Genomic DNA, 16,875 nt, shown 5'->3' on the forward strand with positions numbered 1-16,875 from the left:
TGCCGCGCCTTGTCCGTAAACTTATATTAGCAAAATCCAAGCGAAACGAGCGGGGGTCAGGGTGGATACGGACGCGCACGGGGAAAGGTGCCGGGGCTGCTGGGGGATTGCGCGAGAGAAGATTTCCACATGACCACCTCCTCAATCAAAAAATTTTAGGGCATTGTGATAGAAAAACTGCCCGTTCCGCTGGATTTTTACATTTAAACTCCTTAAAACAGGCGCAAAAAAGACACGTTTATTACACCGTGTCTGAAAACGCAATCTGTTGAGATTGGTACGCTCTTAAATTTACTCCATAAAATGGGTATACTAATACTAAAACTGTGCCGATTGTTCGGCGGTTACTTAAAAACAACGCGACTTTTTCAGTCGGAAACTTGATACTATATGAGTATAATAACGCAATTAAGGCTGATTGTCAACACTTTTAGGTTGGAAAACGGATAAAGGAGATTTTGAAAGTGCACGTTCAATTTAAATTCGTTGTTTCCTGTATATTTCTGTGATATACTTGACACAAATAGAAGCATCAAACTCCATATAGGGGGAATAACAATGAAAAAGAGAGCTACCGCCGTTATGGCGCTCGGCTTGTCGGCAGTGATGTTTGCAAGTGCAGGAGCCGTTGCAGACCTCCCTGCTACTCCGACGCGAACGAAGGGTCAGTCCATATATGTTGGAAACACACGAGTCTACCCTACCGGCTACAATATTGCAGACAATAACTACTTCAAGCTCAGAGATCTCGGTAAGTTCGCTGGCTTTGGCGTAGATTGGGATGAAACGACTCGCTCTGTGCTGATCTCGACGGAAAGAACGACACCTGATCTTTCCAATATGGTTGATATGGCGCTCACGGGTTCTACCGCCAAGCTGTCGCCCCAGACCTTTAAGGTTGATGGCGAGCAGGTTGCGATTAAGTCCTATCTGATTCGCGGAAACAACTACGTCAAGCTCCGCGACATTGCGAAGGAAGTGCACTTCGGCGTAGAATTCGATCTTGCAACGAAGAAAGTAACCATCGACCCGGATGGCGTATATATTGACGATGAGAATGTTCCGATTACGCCAGATAAGCCTTCCGAGCTAACTCAGCCGTCTAATCCAACGACTCCGAGCACGCCTGCAACGGGTTCCGCCATCACAAAATGGAACTCGACCATGTCGGATTTCAATGAAGCGATGATTAATTGCAATTGGAACCATGACAAATACCTGCAGGTAGCGAAGAAGTATGGCACGACTATCACGGGCAAAACGAATGCCACCACTGCTGATGTCATTGCAGCTCTGGAAGCTATGACCGGCGCTCCGGTTGAAGCAGTATCTATGGACAACAAGCCAGTCAACATTTTCTGGTCCAAGGAGCTGCGTAAGGCTATGGGTGAAACTGTTAAGGATGATAACAACATCAGCGGTAACACCAATAATGGCAACAACTCGAATATCAGCAACGGCAGCCAGACCACGGTTACCGAAGCAACTCTCCGTCAGTGGGAGCAGGAGATGGTTGAGCGCGTTAATGAGGAGCGTGCAAAAGTTGGTGCACCTGCACTCGAAGTTGACGACAATCTGATGGCGTTTGCCCAGTATTGGGCAGAGCATCTGACAACAGATTTTAGACATTCTGCATGGTCTGAAATTGAGGCATTTGCGAATGATAAAGGCATAAATTCTAACCGCTTAGATGGTAGTGAAAATATTACCGGCGCAGGTTATGCATATGGACAGGGTTATGGAATGGTTACGCTCGCTATGAATGCATTTATGAATTCGGACGGTCATCGGCGCACTTTGCTTAGTACGGAATATTCCAGAGTGGGTATTGGTTTCGCTATTGCAAATGATGGAAATGTTTATTGTTGTCAGAGCTATGGCTTCTAATTAAACAAAAACTTTCTATCGTATTAAAAAGCAGATGTAATTGTAATTACATCTGCTTTTTCTTCTTTTATCGAAATTTAAAGGTAGCTAATTTTTCGCGCCCCTCTTTGAGCGAAGAAGATTCGACCGCTTGCTTCCGTACAGGCTCGGTCTCAAGTTCTTTCCTTAATCTTTCAAATGCCTCCATATCTTTCGCGTAAAATTCTTTTATGATGGATGAAGTAGCCATATGAATATCTCCTTCAGAGATTTATTCTGGCGTTAGCATATCGTAATATATGATTTACTCAAGCGTTCGCTTGAAATGGATACATAAATGTTTTTTTGTATCATACAATCAGCTTAAACGTTGATTTTTAAGGAATGACAACAGTATGATAAGAAGGTATCATTAATGCCAACATCGAGTATTTTTACGAGTATCATCATTGACATCTCTGAAAAACAGAAAAATTTATTGATGTGTTTGAGAAATCTAACCGCGATCCTACATGGAAGCCGACAACACCCATTGTGTCATTGACTGATACGGAGGAAATTCGTAGGTTGATGGCGAAGAAGACCGACAAGTAAATATCTGTATACATTCTATAGCCAGCATACCGTAAAATACGCTGGCTATTTTTTTAATAAAAATTCTACCAGCAAAGTTGCGCCAAAAAATTATTTTTTGAAAATGCACTTTCAAATCAATTATTAGCACAGCATCTTAACATAAATTGACACGTCTTGCACGAAGGCTTATAATGGACTCAAAGATTTCCAAAGGGAGGAAAAACAATGAGCAAGAAAAGAACAATAGCCATTGCGGCAGGTTTGTCCGCGCTGATGATGGCGTGTGCAGGTGCAGCCAATACCGCGACAGCTACACCGACCGGCAATGCCATTTATGTGGATGGCACCAAGGTCAACGGTGCGGCTTACATGATCAACAGCAACAACTATTTCAAGCTGCGTGACATCGCAGCTATGGTAAACGGCAGCGCCAAACAGTTTGAAGTAAGCTGGAATCAGGCTGCAAAGCGTATCGACCTCACCACCAACAAGGCTTACACCGTTGTCGGTGGCGAGCTCGCGCTCCCTTCGGCGACCACAAAGACTGCCAAGGAGTCTACTGCGGTAGTATATAAGGATGGCGCGAAGGTGAACTACACAGGCTATACCATTGCCGACAACAACTACTATAAGCTGCGCGATTTGTGTAAGGATATGGATATCGGCGTTAAGTACGACAATGCGACCAAGCGCGTAGATATCCTGACGACCGTGGGTTACGGCAAGGAAGAGGACGCGACGACTCCGGTAAATCCGACGCCGACTGAGCCGACTACGCCGGAGCAGCCGTCTACGACGAAGCCCACGACTCCGTCTACGCCGTCTACTCCGTCGAAGGATGAGAGGGAGCAGTATATTGCGGGAGATCTTCGTCAAGAGGGTGATCCCGGGATTATCAGCGCTAACTGTGGAAGTGCCAGTGACCCGACATATTATTATTTTCCTTCGTATGGAAGATACACAAAGGACTATCAAAATTACTTAGATAGTTGCAACGAAGAAATCGTTACTAAAACGATCCATTATCACACGTATTGCACGCAGACGAAGGAAAAAGATTTGTCGGGTTTCCCGGTCGAGGTTGTTGTAGCTGATACAAGCATTACCAAAGGGGAAAAACTTGCCCATGCGTTAATGCTGTATATCGATTCCCCGTCTGGGTCATTTGATTTAAAAATGCCTAAGAGTTTCTATGAACGAACAATGAATGGAGAATGGGTATTTCGGATCAAGGGAGCAATTACTGAAAACACTGGTATGCAAACAGCCATAAACGGAAACGTTTATGAAATTAGCGGAGCAAAAATTAACGGAAGCGATGTTAGAGAGAGTAAGCCAACATCGGTTCGGCTTGAGTTGAGACGCAGAAGTTATACTCAATAACGAGAAATCGTTACACGACTTGCGCCGAGCCGTGACACATTATTCGCCCAGACGGTGTTTCAAGCCTCCGGCACCGGTTAGATGTGCCTATGCTATGGAAATCTTACGGATTGATTGGAAGGACATATGTCCGACCAATCAGTCTGACTTACTGCCAAAAGGAATAAAATATGATATTATAAATACAAGGCGTCGATGGCGCCTTGGCACTGCCAACCTTCTGTGCCTCGGTGTATGAGGTTGGTGAAATTCTCATTGAGAGGATGTGCATCCAAGTATTTCTCTCGACAAAGGATAATCTTGAACCCAGATTTCTCGACATATATCGCAAGATGTATGCTATGTTTCTGGCATACCACGCTTTATACGTGTGAATCCGGCACTTCAGTGACGGAAGTCCATAAGCCATCAGAAATTGTGGAGAGCGCGAATCCCATTCCATAAGGGGGGAGGGCGTCAATCAGATATTCAAAAGTAATGAGAAGCCTCTTGTACTACTAAATAGCTTAAAACCATTTAGTGCTACAAGAGGTTTTTTTTAAAACAAAAAGGAACATTTGTTCCTATTATATTGACGAGAACAATGGATAGATGTAAAATAAAAATATGGATTTGGAAGAGTTAACCAATGAGCTTGGCTGCATAATTGATGCGGTACAAGCTCTTTTTCTATCCCCCTTATACGAATGGAAGGAGAAAAAGGAGAGTCCCCAAGACGGGGACTCTTGGAATAGGTAAGTCAGATATTCAGCCGTTCAGCCAGCAGCCGGGCAGTCTTGTCGGCAAGCTCCGGAGGCGGGGAAATCTCGTTCAGCACAGCAGCGTATTGCCTGAGCCGGTCGGTTTCATCCTCTGCAGGCTCGATGCTGGCGATGATGGCCGTGATCTCATCAAGACACATTGGCAACACCTCGAATTTCTTGGAAATCTCCAGTCTGTAAGTCAAACCCCAGATTAACCGCTCCAGTAGCTCCATGACGATGCTTTGCCAAAGTACATTCGACCTCTACCAATCGTTCTTCTCCTGCCAGTTTTAGTCGGTGCATGTCCTCTCGATGCAGGAGAAAGACTCCATCCGCATCCTGTTCGATTGCACCCGAATCGCGTAAATCAGCCAAGCAAGGACGTTTGTCCGGGCGCATTTCATTTGCACGGTTGAGCTGCGCCAGACACAGAACGGGAACGCCGAGCGAACGAGCCAGAGCCTTGAGTTCCCCGGAAATAGCGGTAACTTCTTCGTAACGACTGTTATAGTGTCGGGTGGGTTTCAGTAAGCCGAGGTAGTCGATTACTACGAGCCGCAAATCCTTTACCTGATGCGCCAACACTCTAATATCGTTGATCGAACAGTGTTCCCGACCATTCATATATAACGGCTCGTGTGCCAACTGCTTATGAGCCAAAGCAACAGCGACTTCTTCTTCTGCGGCGAGGGTGTGCATCAGGAGTCTGTTTGCCGGTATGCCAGTTATACGAGCGATACGACGTGCGGTAAGCTGTACAGAATCCATTTCGAGTGTGACAAACAGAACCGCACCCGTATGGGCCGCTACGGTATCTGCAATTTGTAAAGCAAGCGCCGTTTTGCCACAGCCAGGGCGAGCGGCCATGATGTAAAGACCACTGTTCAGCATTCCGCCTCCTAAGGTTTCATCTATGGTAGGCAAACCCGTGGGGACAAAGAGCGTTCTGCCAGCAGCACGGAAATCATAAAAAGCAATAGAGGCGTGCGTACTATCAAGCAATTCGCAATGTCCATTGCGAACGAGGTCATCAAGCTGCTTGGCTGCATCACCAATGATGGCATTAGGTTCATCACCTTGCCGGGCGCGTTTGGTAATTGAATCACCCAACTGGAACAACGTCCGCAGGTTCGTGCTGCGCTTAACAATGGCGATGTTCTGATGGAGTGCGCTTGGTACGCACGCGATATCCATATAGTCCATAAGTAGTTTCCTGTCGATACCAACGCACACTACGCAATCTGCAATAGTGGTGGCATCGGGTACATCGCCATCGGCAGTGATCATCCGGGCAGCGTGCATAATTTGCCGAGCAGCATTATTAACAACAAGATCGCTTTCGCTTAATTCGCCCAGAATAGCGTGCCACAATTCCGGGGTTACAAGTGCCGCACCGATGATGGCGTTCTCGGCCTGTAAGATGTTATCATTCGACATAAGTCATAACCTTCTTTCCGTCAGCGTCTATAGCGTATTCTATATGCTTTCCTGCGGATTGTACAGGAGCTGGCGCTTGCTCATGTGCCGCCATCTTGGGCTTGTTTTTGCGTTCCCAACTTTGTAAAGCGGCCTGCCAGTTCCGCATAGGCTGCTTTCCCATCATCCAGCCGCGAGCAGCGTAGTGGAGGAAGAACTCTTCGGCGTCAACAACACTTTTACGCTCAACGAAGTAAGCCTTGATGTCATCGAGCGATGGCGTCTGGAAGTCGTTACTCATAGCATCCTTATTCTTTTTATTATTCTCTTTTATGTTTCTATGGTTGGTCTTTTCGCCGAGGGGGTGTTGGCTTTTTGAACAAGGGGGCTTGTTGTTTTCCTTGTTATCCATGACATTATTATCAAGGGGCACCAAGGAAGAAATTCGCCGCCGCCCGTTATTCGGATCGCATGAAACACAAACATAACCGTGCTTGATCAACTGTGAGATGCTCCGGGAAATGCAATCTTTCGAAACGCCTAAGCGCTCCGAAAAGAAATGGTTGTTAGCCCAGCAAGAACCATCTTTCTGTAGGTCTGCGATAAAACCATACAAGAGTACAGTGCGCGGAGGCAAGTTGCGATCGAGATATACTTTCGACGGGATGGAAATATATTTGTTATCCATTGCTGTTCATCTCCTTTGCGGCTGAATACGACGAATGCCGTGGGTGGATTCTGGTTCTTCGGTGGGCGGGTTCTCCAAGTAATCAAGGAGAGCGTCGAAATTGATGAGGCGGCGGTTACCGTTACCTACGGGGACGGACGGGATGATTCCCTGATTGACAAGGCGCTTGATCAGCCGGGCGTTGACGGGGGTGTTCGGATCGAGCTGGTGGAGCTCGGTGACTGCTTGGGTGATATATCTCATTCTTACGGATTTCATTACGATTACCTCTTTCTATATTTATCTACAGTTTTAATCAAACGGATAGGCCTATACAATAACATTTGACATCATCTGTAGCTTATGATAGTATTATATCAGCGGATATAAGCAATGTACAGCACATAAATGATAGTTTATTCAACGTATTACAAATAATTGTTAGGAGTAACGAAATGACTAAAAACGAAGACAGAAAGAAAGAGCTCCCCATTTTTCAGGAAAGGCTCAATGCGGTAAAAGGTGACTTAACCATTGATCGTTTTGCACGCAAAGTTGGTGTTGCACGTGCTACAATGGGCGGTTATTTGGCAGGGACGCGCTTACCCAAGGCAGATCACCTCAAACAAATAGCCGAGAAATGTGGTGTTTCTGCTGACTATCTGATCGGGTTATCGGACGCTCAGAGTACAGATAATCGCGATATTAGCATGGCATTAGGGTTGTCAGACGAGGCAATCGAGGTTCTAAGACAAGCAAAGGAAAATCCGTTTCGCCATTTTTCATATGATCGAATCATTACCGATAAGGTCATTTTACCGGCAATAACGCAATATTTATGCGCTTTTTTAGAATATGAACGATTAAATAGCCGATATAAAGTAGTACCTAGCTATGGTTTGAGTAACGTATATGCGGATAAAAAGTTGGTTGCGATTATGACTCGATTGCCAGAATGGAAGGAAACTGCAATCGCAGCACTAAAGGAGCGGTCGCAGTTAATGGAACAATTGCTTCTCGAGTATGTAGCGAGTGTGGTGGATGAGAGAGAATGCAATATCGTAACATATAGACCGAGCGATGAAGAAATTGAATGGATGAACAACGATCCAACAGAAGATGACGAAGAATATAAAGAATATTGGGCAAATCTCACGGACGAAGATATTGATGAATTGGTGCAACGAGAAGAAGAATTGAAAGCAGAGGCTGCGATTGAAGCACAGAAAGAGCGTAACCGAATAGATATCATTGAAGAAGTTTTAGCATATCGGAGAAAGGAGAAATAATATGGCTACTATTAAAAAACGCGGCGACACCTACAAGATCACCGTTTCCTGCGGGTACGACCTTTCCGGCAAGCAGATACGCCGCCATCTGACATGGAAGCCCGAACCCGGCATGACCCAGCGGCAAATCAAGAAGGAACTCGACCGGCAAGCGGTGCTTTTCGAGGAAAAATGCCGCAACGGGCAGGTTCTGGACGGCAATATCAAGTTTGCAGAGTTTGCAGAAAAATGGTTCGCGGAGTACGCGGAAAAGCAGCTGCGCCCGACGACGGTTGCGCGGTATCGCCTGCTCATGCCGCGCATCAATGCCGCAATCGGCCATATCCGCCTTGACAAGCTACAGCCGCATCACCTGATGGAGTTTTACAATAATCTCAGTGAAAGCGGCGTGCGTGAGGATACGCGCTATTGCAGCGCGGTTGATTTCAAGGCACTGCTGAAAAAGCGCGGCATGACCAAGCGGGCGTTTGCGGAACAGGCGGGTGTATCGGTGTATGTGCTGGACAGCGTGACGCGCGGCGCGAATATCAATGCTGCCAGTGCGCACAAGATCACAACGGCTTTGCAGCTCCCGCTTGATAAGGTGTTTCAGCCTGCCGGAGAAAAGGACACGCTGGCAGTGAGTACGGTTCTGCACCATCACCGGCTGATTTCCTCCATGCTGTCCACTGCGGTCAAGTGGCAGCTGATCTTCTCCAATCCATGCAGCCGCGTTGTTCTGCCGAAGAATAAGCGGAAAGAGGCGGTCTATCTGGACGAAGAACAGGCGGCGCAGCTGCTTGCAGCCTTAGAAAAGGAAAGCTTACAGCACCAGACGATTGTAAAGCTGCTGCTGTTTACCGGTATGCGGCGCGGCGAACTGTGCGGCTTGGAGTGGAAAGACATTGACTTTGATAACGCGGTGATTTTCGTGCGGCGTTCGTCCCTGTATCTGTCGGGCAAGGGCGTGTTCGAGGACGAAACAAAGAATGAAACAAGTGAACGCTGCATGAAGGTGTCAGACGATGTAATTACCATACTGCGTGTCTGGCGGGCAGAGCAGGCAAGACAGCGGCTCAAAATGGGTGACCAGTGGCAGGATACCGACCGTCTGTTTACAGCATGGAACGGCGCGCCTATTCGACCGGATGTAATCACCGCATGGTTTCACAGGTTCGTCACGAAGAACGGTTTGCCGCCTGTTCACATTCATTCTCTGCGGCACACAAACGCAACCCTGTTGATTGCCGCCGGTACGAACCTCACCACCGTTGCGGCGCGTCTGGGACACGCGAACACGACCACCACTAGCAAGATTTACGCGCACGCGATAAAGTCCGCTGATGAGGCAGCTGCCGAAGTCTTGCAGGACATTCTTCACCCCGTCAAGCGGCAGGCATAAACACAGCAAAAGGGCGCACCCATTCAAGCGGGAACGCCCTTGTTTTTTGATCGATAAACACCAAATGAACACCAATCGGATTTTATGAAATTGTGAAAACGGCGAAAAATAACAAAAAACCGCTCATTTCAACGAAACAAGCGGTTTAACATGGTACGCCCGGTGCGATTCGAACGCATGGCCTTTGGAGTCGGAGTCCAACGCTCTATCCAGCTGAGCTACGGGCGCGAGTACATGATATAGTATACCAGTCTTTCGTGCGTTTGTAAAGCGGTTATTGCGGGGTATTTCGGTCGAATTGTGCCGAAACACCCCGATTTCCGTCTTACGCCTGCACGGCGTCCGGCTTTTTCTTCTTTTTGCGCTTGCGGTAGCGGTCCTCCTCGGAGAAAACACAGCCGCAGTAATTCTGCATGTACAGGCCAAGCTCACGCGCCTTATCCTGTCCCTCGCGGAAGCGCGGCGAAAAGTCGCGGTGCAGATACTCGACACCGTATTTTTCGGCCATTTGCTCGCAGATCTGACGCATCAGCTCATGATTCTGGTACGGGCTGACAAACAGGGTAGAGGTAAACCGGTCGTAGCCGTGCTCGGCGGCGTAGCGCGCGGTTTCCTCAAAGCGGAGCGCATAGCAGGTCGCACAGCGGTTATCCCAGTTGGGATAGACAGCTTCGATGAACTTTCGCAGACCGTACTCGTTCTCGATCTCCAGCTTGAGATCAATGCTTTTTGCATACTCAACGAGTGTATTCTTGCGCATTTTGTACTCTTTCATCGGGTGAATGTTGGGATTGTACCAAAAACCTACCGGCTCGATGCCCTCCTGCCGCAGCGTGTCGATGCACGCAATGGAGCAGGGCGCACAGCAGATATGAAGAAGCGTTCCGGACAAAAAATCAAACCTTTCTGAAAAGTATTCTTGTTATTTTACGCCTTTTTGATCGGGTGGCGAATGACGGTTTTGCGTTTCTCCGGCGCGGTTTTGCGCGGGTCGGAGATATAAATCTCGTGGTGCAGCCGCTCGGCGGTGAGGTCGTTTGCATAGCCGTTCTGCGCGAGATACTCGTCCATCACCGCAACAGACGCAGGCTCGTCATCATAGGAGCCAACGTGCATGATCTGCACGCACAGACCTTCCTCAATCGTCAAAAACTCGGCTGAGGAGCAATCCAGCTGTTTCTTTTTTGCTGCCGTCTGTACGGCCCAGTCAAAATCCGTCTTGGTCACAAAATCCGGCAGACGAATGACGGAAATCCAGTGGAAACCGGATTTATCTGAATAATTTACACCGTCCACATTATCCTGTCGCCAGAAACCTTCCAGCGGCGGAACAACATATTCAAAGAAGCCTGCGATTTTATAATCGGTCTTATAGCTCATTTTCAGCGTGTAGGCCACGGCATACAGTACGCTGATGGCCTGCTGATATGCACCGCCGTCCTCGTTCGGGTCGCCAGTGCCGCGCACGGCAATGTAGTTCATTGGTGGCACTTCGACAAGCTGCGGCTTGCTTTTCGGCATGTAGAGTTCTCTATACTCTTTTTTGAAGTCAAACGGCATAGCGTTCTCCTTTATTTCCTCCAGTGCTTGAGGGTCGGCACAATGGCTTCCATATGGGCGCGAACCTGCTCTGCAGGCCAACTTTCGGTTGCCATATGCGTTACGCAAAAGTCGATCAGCTGCTCTTTCGTGGTGTATTTGAAGGTTCCGTCGGCATAGCACCACATGCAGTAATCCTCGTTAAAGGAGCCGTCCGGCTCTTTACTGGTGATGGAATCTTCAAGCGGCATGCCGCAGCATTGGCAGATCAGCTGCCGCGGAGAGCCGAGAAGCGTATTGATCGACACGTTAAAGAACGCGGAAAGCAGCTTGAGCGTTTCGACATTCGGCGTGGTTTCGCCCGTTTCCCAGCGGGATACCGCCTGTCGGGTGACAAAAATTTTTGCAGCCAGTTCGTCCTGTGAGAGACCTTTTTCGGTTCTGAGATGATATAAAATATCCTTTGTATTCATAATCGAACACCTCCGTGAGGTAAGTGTATCATAGGATCTTTTTACGGACAAGCAACATGCGGTTGCGGTATCGGATAGCGCCTGTCAGCAACCTGCCGGCTTAATTATTATACCGCGTTTCCGGCCTACTTGCAAACCCTGTCGAAAACCGTTATACTGAGATTAGATTAACCCGGAATTTTGATCAAAGGAGGCATATTCCCATGAAGGATATTGCATACTATAACGGAAAAATCGGCCGCATTGACGAGGTGCAGGCGCCTATCACCGATCGCGGTTTTTACTTCGGCGACGGCGTTTACGATGCGGCGATGGTCAACAACAAGAAAATCTTCGAGCTTGAGGATCATCTGGACCGCTTTTACAACAGTCTGAAGCTGCTCCGCATTGAGCCGCCGATGCAGCGTGACGAGCTGACAAAAACGCTGAACGAGCTGGTGTCTCAGTTGGATTCGGATGCGCCGCATATGCTGTACTGGCAGTCCACGCGTGCAGTGGCACACCGCATGCACGCGTTCCCCAAGGGCGGCAAGGCCAGCCTGATGGCATTTTCCGAGCCGTGCGGACTGGACCGCCAGGATCATCCGTACAAGCTGATTTCGGTCGAGGACACACGTTTTCTGCATTGCAACATCAAAACGCTCAACCTTATTCCGAACTGCATGGCAATGCAGCAGGCTGTTGAGGCGGGCTGTGACGAGGTCGTTTTCCACCGCGGCGACCGCGTGACTGAGGGCGCACATTCCGGTCTGGCGATTCTCAAGGATGGCGTGTTCTGTACGCCTCCGGCGGATAATCTTATTCTGCCGAGTATTACGCGCAAGCATTTTCTTACGCTGTGCGACAAGCTCGGTGTGCCGACCCGCATCGCGCCGTTCACTGTGGATGAGCTGAAAAACGCGGATGAGGTGATGATCCTGTCCACCGGCACGCACTGCGTCAGCGCATGCGAGCTGGACGGCAAGCCGCTCGGCGGCAAGGATCCTGCACTGCTCGATAAGCTGCAGAAGGCGTATCAGCAGTGGTTTGACGAGGAAACCGCAAAATAATGGAGAATTGAAAATGAATAATTGAGAATTAAGTTATCGCGCATTGCGTGTATCCGTCATTTTCCATTCTCAATTTTCAATTTGGAAAGGACAAAAGAATGCCCAACATTGTTATCATTGGCGGTGGACCGGCGGGACTGAGTGCTGCGATTTACGCGGTACGCGCCGGCATGCAGGCAACCGTTCTGTATAAGGACGGCGGTGCGCTGGCCAAAACGGACAAGATCGAGAATTATTTCGGCTTTATTGAGCTGGTTTCCGGTGCAGAGCTGCTCGAGCGCGGACAGAAGCAGGCCGAACGTCTGGGCGCAGTTTTGCGGCAGACCGAGGTGACCGGTATTGAGTATGCGGCGCAAGGCTTTACGGTTAAGACTGCGGACGGCGTGTTTGACGCGGATGCGGTCATTCTGGCAACCGGTTCGCCGCGTGCGGTGCCGAAAATCGAGGGCGTAGCTGCATTTGAGGGCCGCGGCGTCAGTTACTGTGCGATCTGCGATGCGTTTTTCTATCGCGGTAAGGACGTTGCCGTGCTCGGTCAGGGTGAGTATGCGCTCGAGGAAGCGCGGGTGCTGCTGCCGGTGGCACAGTCCGTTACGCTGCTGACGAACGGCAGCGAGGCTCCGGCGGATTTGCCGGACGGTCTGCGCGTGGAAACGCGCAAGGTAAGCGCGGTCGAAGGCGATGAGCTGGTGTCGCGCGTGGCGTTTGCCGAGGGAGAACCTCTGCACGTTTCCGGTGTGTTCGTCGCCTACGGTACGGCCGGCAGCGGCGATTTTGCCCGCAAGCTGGGCGCGCAGCTGGACGGCACGCGCATCAAGGCGAACGCCGACGGCTCGACGGCTGTGCCCGGCCTGTTTGCGGCGGGTGACTGCACCGGCGGTCTGCTGCAGGTGGCAAAGGCCGTCGCAGACGGCGCCGAGGCTGCAATGAGCGCGGTAAAGTTCGTGAGAAAGTGAAGAAAGCACCGCATACCTCGGTATGCGGTGCTTTTTTATGCGGTTTTGACCGGGGCATTAGCCCTCGTAATCATCCTCATTCTCCCAGTTGTGCCAAACTGCCTGCACATCGTCGTTATCCTCGAGGTTGTCGAGCAGCTTACGCATCTGCGCCATATCCTCTTCCTTCTCAAGGGTGATGTAGTTCTGCGGAACCATCTGCAGCTCGGCCTGTGCGAAGGTGTAGCCTTCCTTCTCGAGTGCTTCACGAACGGTGGAGAAATCATCCGGAGCGGTGTAGATTTCGAAAACGCCTTCCTCAACGAGGAAATCCTCAGCGCCTGCATCGAGCGCCTGCATCATAACAGCGTCCTCGTCCAGACCTTCGCTCTCCATAATGATAACGCCCTTCTTATCGAACTGCCAGGATACGCAGCCGGAAGCGCCCAGACCTGCGCCGTACTTGTCGAACAGGTGACGAACGTCCGCAACGGTGCGGTTCTTGTTATCTGTCAGGGTCTCAACAACGACTGCAACGCCGCCTACGCCGTAGCCTTCATAGTTGTTTGCCTCGTAATCGACCTGACCGTTTGCACCGGAGTACTTATCGAGCGTGCGCTTGATGTTATCGTTCGGCATATTGTTGGCCTTGGCCTTTGCAATGCAGTCGCGCAGGCGAGCATTGAAATCCGGATTAGCGGAGCCGCCTTCCTTGATTGCGATTGCCATTTCACGGCCGATTTTGGTGAAAATCTTTGCTTTTTTTGCATCGTTTGCGCCCTTGCGCTTTGCGATGTTATTCCACTTGGAATGTCCCGACATGGTGAGTGTCCTTCTTTCTTTTATATCATCTAAAATATTAACTGTATAACACGCAGAACAATTTTAACAGGTTTTTCGCTATTCTGCAAGTCCTGCGAGTATATTTTTCGCGTTTGCGGTGCAGAATAGCATTGCAAACGAAACGAGGTGAGCCAAATGAGCAAGCAGAACAAGAACCGGAACCAGCAGGGTCAGCAGAATCAGCAGCAGAATCAGCAGCAGAATCAGAAAAACGATCAGCAGAACGGCTGATATTTTTTTCTGAGCCGATGGGTGTGCCTGTCGGCTTTACTTATTTTCAGCGGGTTGCTGACGGATTGAGAATGAGTTCTGATCTTTGGCTGAGAGACCCGCCGCACCTGCGGCGGCGGGCACAAGGGGGGACACCAAGGGTTCCACCCTTGTGAATCCCGTTTCCTTTATTTCTTAGTCTGACGCAGATCAGAGAGCGGCGACCGCTCCGAAATAGGGGAACGGCAGAGGATTTTTACTTCTAACGTGTATTATTCATTCTTTGATACTGGTGATACCGTCGCGTAATTCTCCATTTTTAATTCTCAATTTGCTTTATTTCCCGAGGTTTTCATCCCGGTATTTCTGAATCGCTGCCAGAAACTCCTTGCCGTATCGTCTTGCCTTTGCGTCGCCTACGCCGCGGACGGACAGCAGATCGAACTCGCTCGATGGCTGTTTTGCGGCCATATCAGCGAGTGTTGCGTTGGAAAAGATAACGTACGGCGGCACGCCTGCGCGTGCTGCAAGGCGGGTTCGTACATCGCGGAGCGCATCGAACAGCTTTTCATCCACATCTTCCGCAAGAGCCGCATACTGTTTGGCTGCTGCCGGCTTTTTCTCCTTGGGCAGTTTGACGCGGAATTCACCGCGTCCGCGCATGAGCGCGTTACCGGTGCGGGTGAGCGCGAGCACGTTCATGCGGTCCGGGTCGGCGATGAGGTGTCCGCGCTCGAGCAGCATGTCGATCAGCCGCCGGACATACACGGCGGTGCTGTCCGGCATGATATTATAGGTGGAAAGTGTATCTAGATGGAACTGCGTGATTTTTTCGTTCTTACTGCCGGTCAGAATGGCCGAAACAACGGTTTTGCCGAACGCACGGCCGCGTTCATCCAGTCGGTACACGCACGAGAGGATTTTTCGCGCGTCCATGGTTGCGTCCACTTCCTCGAAATTGGTGTCGCAGCTGCTGCAGTGTCCGCACGATATCGGCGAATTTTCACCGAAATAGCGCAGAATGTAATGCCGCAGGCACTCGGTCGTGGTGCAGTAGAACGTCATCTGCCGCAGGCGTTCGCGGTCGCGCGCGATGAGCTGCTGACGGGTGGCTTCGTCAATGGTTTCGTCCTCGGCTTCGTGGCTGCGCTCAATCAGAAACTCGGCCATACGCACATCTTGTCCGCTATATAATAGAATACAGTCGGCAGGCTGACCGTCTCGACCGGCACGGCCGGCTTCCTGATAGTAGCTTTCCATATTTTTCGGCATATTATAGTGGATAACGAACGATACGTTGGACTTGTCAATACCCATGCCGAATGCGTTGGTAGCAACCATAATGGTCTTGCGGTCGTACAGAAAATCGTCTTGATTCTCGCGGCGCTCGTCAGGATCGAGGCCCGCGTGATAGCGGGTGGCGGGCAGACCGCGGCTGAGCAGCAGATCGCAGATTTCCTCCACGTTTTTGCGGGTGGAGCAGTAGACGATGCCGCTTTTATCCTTACGCTCATTCAGCAGCTGCAGCAGCTTCATGCCCTTGGAGGTCGGTTGTTCGACAGCAAAATACAGATTCGGACGGTCAAAACCGGTGGTTTTGATGAATGGTTCGTGCAGACCGAGTGCCTGTACAATGTCGTCACGCACCTCAGCCGTTGCGGTTGCCGTAAACGCGGAAACGAGCGGCCGCTCAGGCAGTTCGGCGAGAAAGTCGAGGATTTTGAGGTAGCTTGGACGAAAATCCTGTCCCCATTGAGAGATACAGTGCGCTTCATCGACTGTGATCATCGAAATCGGTACGCGCTTGGCAAATTCGAGAAACGAGGGAGCGGTCAGGCGTTCTGGCGCAACATACAGCAGCTTGTATTGCCCTCGTCCGGCGAAGTACAGCGCGTCGCGGAATTCCTCCGCACTCATCGCACTGTTGATGCACGCGGCAGGAACGCCTGCTTCCACAAGCGCACCGACCTGATCCTTCATCAGCGAAATGAGCGGGGAAATGACCAGCGTCAGACCGGGGAACAGCATAGCAGGCACTTGGTAACAGATGGATTTTCCCGCACCGGTCGGCATAATGCCGAGTGTATCCCGGCCGGAAAGGATGGCGCGAACCAGCTCGTCCTGTCCCAGGCGGAACGAATCGTAGCCGAAATATTGTTTGAGAATGTCCTGTGCGGTCATGGTCTGCTCCTTACATATAGTAGTAGATATAATTGCCGGCGGCTTTCCGGTATTTTGCGCAGAAAGTCGAAATACGACCAGCCCTGTGCAGCGGCGGAAATCATGGTCAGGCAGTTCTGCGTTGGCGGTAAATTGTCGTCGTACCGCGCCGCATCGTCAGGCCGCTGCCTGACAACGTACACGCCGGTGAACTGTTCGATCGGGTGTTCGGCTTTATTATAGTATCGTGCAATTATCTTATCACGTTTTTAGAAAAATCACAATAGTTTGAAAAAAGTGCTTGACATTCGCTGTCGGATTTGGTATTCTATTAAAGCTGTCTCT

Annotated in this window: 17 protein-coding genes and 1 tRNA gene; 7 read left to right on the forward strand and 11 right to left on the reverse strand. The window is 49.9% G+C overall.

Annotated features, from left to right (window positions below):
* Both PG722_RS12865 and PG722_RS12870 read left to right on the forward strand, forming a co-directional pair.
* Positions 1-272: hypothetical protein (locus tag PG722_RS12865; RefSeq protein ID WP_270580768.1), on the forward strand; the 272-nt coding region annotated here is incomplete at its 5' end.
* Positions 273-558: 286 nt separating this feature from the next.
* Positions 559-1,887 carry a CAP domain-containing protein gene (locus PG722_RS12870; protein ID WP_270580769.1) on the forward strand — a complete coding sequence of 443 codons (1,329 nt, stop codon included), beginning with the start codon at positions 559-561 and terminating at the stop codon, positions 1,885-1,887.
* A gap of 67 nt (positions 1,888-1,954) precedes the next feature.
* On the opposite strand, the gene PG722_RS12875 is transcribed toward PG722_RS12870, so the two are convergent.
* Positions 1,955-2,116: a hypothetical protein gene (locus PG722_RS12875; RefSeq protein WP_270385802.1), complete on the reverse strand. Its 162-nt coding sequence runs from the start codon at positions 2,114-2,116 to the stop codon at positions 1,955-1,957.
* A 551-nt stretch (positions 2,117-2,667) separates the two neighbouring features.
* On the opposite strand from PG722_RS12875, the gene PG722_RS12880 reads away from it, so the two are divergent.
* Positions 2,668-3,825: a hypothetical protein gene (locus PG722_RS12880; RefSeq protein WP_270580770.1), complete on the forward strand. Its 1,158-nt coding sequence runs from the start codon at positions 2,668-2,670 to the stop codon at positions 3,823-3,825.
* Positions 3,826-4,564: 739 nt separating this feature from the next.
* On the opposite strand, the gene PG722_RS12885 is transcribed toward PG722_RS12880, so the two are convergent.
* The 4 genes from PG722_RS12885 to PG722_RS12900 are packed head-to-tail and all read right to left on the reverse strand — an operon-like array spanning position 4,565 to position 6,930.
* Positions 4,565-4,726, reverse strand: coding sequence for a hypothetical protein (locus tag PG722_RS12885; RefSeq protein WP_270385799.1), 162 nt, complete (start codon positions 4,724-4,726; stop codon positions 4,565-4,567).
* Positions 4,716-6,005 carry a replicative DNA helicase gene (locus PG722_RS12890; protein ID WP_270580771.1) on the reverse strand — a complete coding sequence of 430 codons (1,290 nt, stop codon included), beginning with the start codon at positions 6,003-6,005 and terminating at the stop codon, positions 4,716-4,718. The genes PG722_RS12885 and PG722_RS12890 overlap by 11 nt, the downstream gene beginning before the upstream one ends.
* Positions 5,995-6,672: a helix-turn-helix domain-containing protein gene (locus PG722_RS12895; RefSeq protein WP_270580772.1), complete on the reverse strand. Its 678-nt coding sequence runs from the start codon at positions 6,670-6,672 to the stop codon at positions 5,995-5,997. Before PG722_RS12895 ends, PG722_RS12890 begins: the two co-directional genes overlap by 11 nt.
* A 6-nt stretch (positions 6,673-6,678) precedes the next feature.
* Positions 6,679-6,930: a hypothetical protein gene (locus PG722_RS12900; RefSeq protein ID WP_118481292.1), complete on the reverse strand. Its 252-nt coding sequence runs from the start codon at positions 6,928-6,930 to the stop codon at positions 6,679-6,681.
* Positions 6,931-7,106: 176 nt separating this feature from the next.
* Here PG722_RS12900 and PG722_RS12905 point away from each other — a divergent pair, with 176 nt between their 5' ends.
* Positions 7,107-7,940 (forward strand): helix-turn-helix domain-containing protein, encoded by an 834-nt coding sequence (locus PG722_RS12905; RefSeq protein WP_270580773.1) that lies wholly within the window; start codon positions 7,107-7,109, stop codon positions 7,938-7,940.
* Between the two features lies 1 nt (position 7,941).
* Positions 7,942-9,321 carry a tyrosine-type recombinase/integrase gene (locus tag PG722_RS12910; RefSeq protein ID WP_270580775.1) on the forward strand — a complete coding sequence of 460 codons (1,380 nt, stop codon included), beginning with the start codon at positions 7,942-7,944 and terminating at the stop codon, positions 9,319-9,321.
* Between the two features lie 151 nt (positions 9,322-9,472).
* On the opposite strand, the gene PG722_RS12915 is transcribed toward PG722_RS12910, so the two are convergent.
* The 4 genes from PG722_RS12915 to PG722_RS12930 form a co-directional block, all read right to left on the reverse strand.
* Positions 9,473-9,549 (reverse strand) — tRNA-Arg (locus PG722_RS12915).
* A gap of 97 nt (positions 9,550-9,646) precedes the next feature.
* Positions 9,647-10,213 (reverse strand): epoxyqueuosine reductase QueH, encoded by a 567-nt coding sequence (locus PG722_RS12920; protein ID WP_270580776.1) that lies wholly within the window; start codon positions 10,211-10,213, stop codon positions 9,647-9,649.
* 35 nt (positions 10,214-10,248) lie between these two features.
* On the reverse strand, positions 10,249-10,881 hold the full coding sequence (locus tag PG722_RS12925) for a GyrI-like domain-containing protein (RefSeq protein WP_270580777.1): 633 nt from the start codon (positions 10,879-10,881) through the stop codon (positions 10,249-10,251).
* A gap of 11 nt (positions 10,882-10,892) precedes the next feature.
* Positions 10,893-11,333 carry a zinc ribbon domain-containing protein gene (locus PG722_RS12930; RefSeq protein WP_270580778.1) on the reverse strand — a complete coding sequence of 147 codons (441 nt, stop codon included), beginning with the start codon at positions 11,331-11,333 and terminating at the stop codon, positions 10,893-10,895.
* A gap of 203 nt (positions 11,334-11,536) precedes the next feature.
* Between PG722_RS12930 and PG722_RS12935 the strand changes: the two genes are divergently transcribed.
* Together PG722_RS12935 and PG722_RS12940 are read left to right on the forward strand one after the other, a co-directional pair.
* Positions 11,537-12,382, forward strand: coding sequence for an aminotransferase class IV (locus tag PG722_RS12935; RefSeq protein ID WP_270580779.1), 846 nt, complete (start codon positions 11,537-11,539; stop codon positions 12,380-12,382).
* A 98-nt stretch (positions 12,383-12,480) separates the two neighbouring features.
* A complete protein-coding gene (locus PG722_RS12940; RefSeq protein WP_270580780.1) occupies positions 12,481-13,338 on the forward strand; it encodes an NAD(P)/FAD-dependent oxidoreductase in 858 nt (285 codons plus the stop codon).
* A 57-nt stretch (positions 13,339-13,395) separates the two neighbouring features.
* Here the strand turns inward: PG722_RS12940 and PG722_RS12945 are convergent, their stop codons facing one another.
* Positions 13,396-14,139, reverse strand: coding sequence for a YebC/PmpR family DNA-binding transcriptional regulator (locus PG722_RS12945; protein ID WP_110435528.1), 744 nt, complete (start codon positions 14,137-14,139; stop codon positions 13,396-13,398).
* Between the two features lie 567 nt (positions 14,140-14,706).
* Complete coding sequence (recQ, locus tag PG722_RS12950) at positions 14,707-16,551, reverse strand: DNA helicase RecQ (protein ID WP_270580781.1); 1,845 nt, start codon at positions 16,549-16,551, stop codon at positions 14,707-14,709.
* Positions 16,552-16,875: the final 324 nt, after the last annotated feature.

The organism is Butyricicoccus sp. OF27-2pH9A, assembly GCF_027693185.1.
GTDB lineage: Bacteria > Bacillota > Clostridia > Oscillospirales > Butyricicoccaceae > Agathobaculum > Agathobaculum butyriciproducens.

What these genes read in the sequence shown, in the direction of transcription:
- PG722_RS12870 (WP_270580769.1), top strand. Translation starts at nt 559, where the DNA reads ATGAAAAAGAGAGCTACCGCCGTTATGGCGCTCGGCTTGTCGGCAGTG.
- PG722_RS12875 (WP_270385802.1), bottom strand. Translation starts at nt 2,116, where the DNA reads ATGGCTACTTCATCCATCATAAAAGAATTTTACGCGAAAGATATGGAG.
- PG722_RS12880 (WP_270580770.1), top strand. Translation starts at nt 2,668, where the DNA reads ATGAGCAAGAAAAGAACAATAGCCATTGCGGCAGGTTTGTCCGCGCTG.
- PG722_RS12885 (WP_270385799.1), bottom strand. Translation starts at nt 4,726, where the DNA reads ATGTGTCTTGATGAGATCACGGCCATCATCGCCAGCATCGAGCCTGCA.
- PG722_RS12890 (WP_270580771.1), bottom strand. Translation starts at nt 6,005, where the DNA reads ATGTCGAATGATAACATCTTACAGGCCGAGAACGCCATCATCGGTGCG.
- PG722_RS12895 (WP_270580772.1), bottom strand. Translation starts at nt 6,672, where the DNA reads ATGGATAACAAATATATTTCCATCCCGTCGAAAGTATATCTCGATCGC.
- PG722_RS12900 (WP_118481292.1), bottom strand. Translation starts at nt 6,930, where the DNA reads ATGAAATCCGTAAGAATGAGATATATCACCCAAGCAGTCACCGAGCTC.
- PG722_RS12905 (WP_270580773.1), top strand. Translation starts at nt 7,107, where the DNA reads ATGACTAAAAACGAAGACAGAAAGAAAGAGCTCCCCATTTTTCAGGAA.
- PG722_RS12910 (WP_270580775.1), top strand. Translation starts at nt 7,942, where the DNA reads ATGGCTACTATTAAAAAACGCGGCGACACCTACAAGATCACCGTTTCC.
- PG722_RS12925 (WP_270580777.1), bottom strand. Translation starts at nt 10,881, where the DNA reads ATGCCGTTTGACTTCAAAAAAGAGTATAGAGAACTCTACATGCCGAAA.
- PG722_RS12930 (WP_270580778.1), bottom strand. Translation starts at nt 11,333, where the DNA reads ATGAATACAAAGGATATTTTATATCATCTCAGAACCGAAAAAGGTCTC.
- PG722_RS12935 (WP_270580779.1), top strand. Translation starts at nt 11,537, where the DNA reads ATGAAGGATATTGCATACTATAACGGAAAAATCGGCCGCATTGACGAG.
- PG722_RS12940 (WP_270580780.1), top strand. Translation starts at nt 12,481, where the DNA reads ATGCCCAACATTGTTATCATTGGCGGTGGACCGGCGGGACTGAGTGCT.
- PG722_RS12945 (WP_110435528.1), bottom strand. Translation starts at nt 14,139, where the DNA reads ATGTCGGGACATTCCAAGTGGAATAACATCGCAAAGCGCAAGGGCGCA.
- recQ (WP_270580781.1), bottom strand. Translation starts at nt 16,551, where the DNA reads ATGACCGCACAGGACATTCTCAAACAATATTTCGGCTACGATTCGTTC.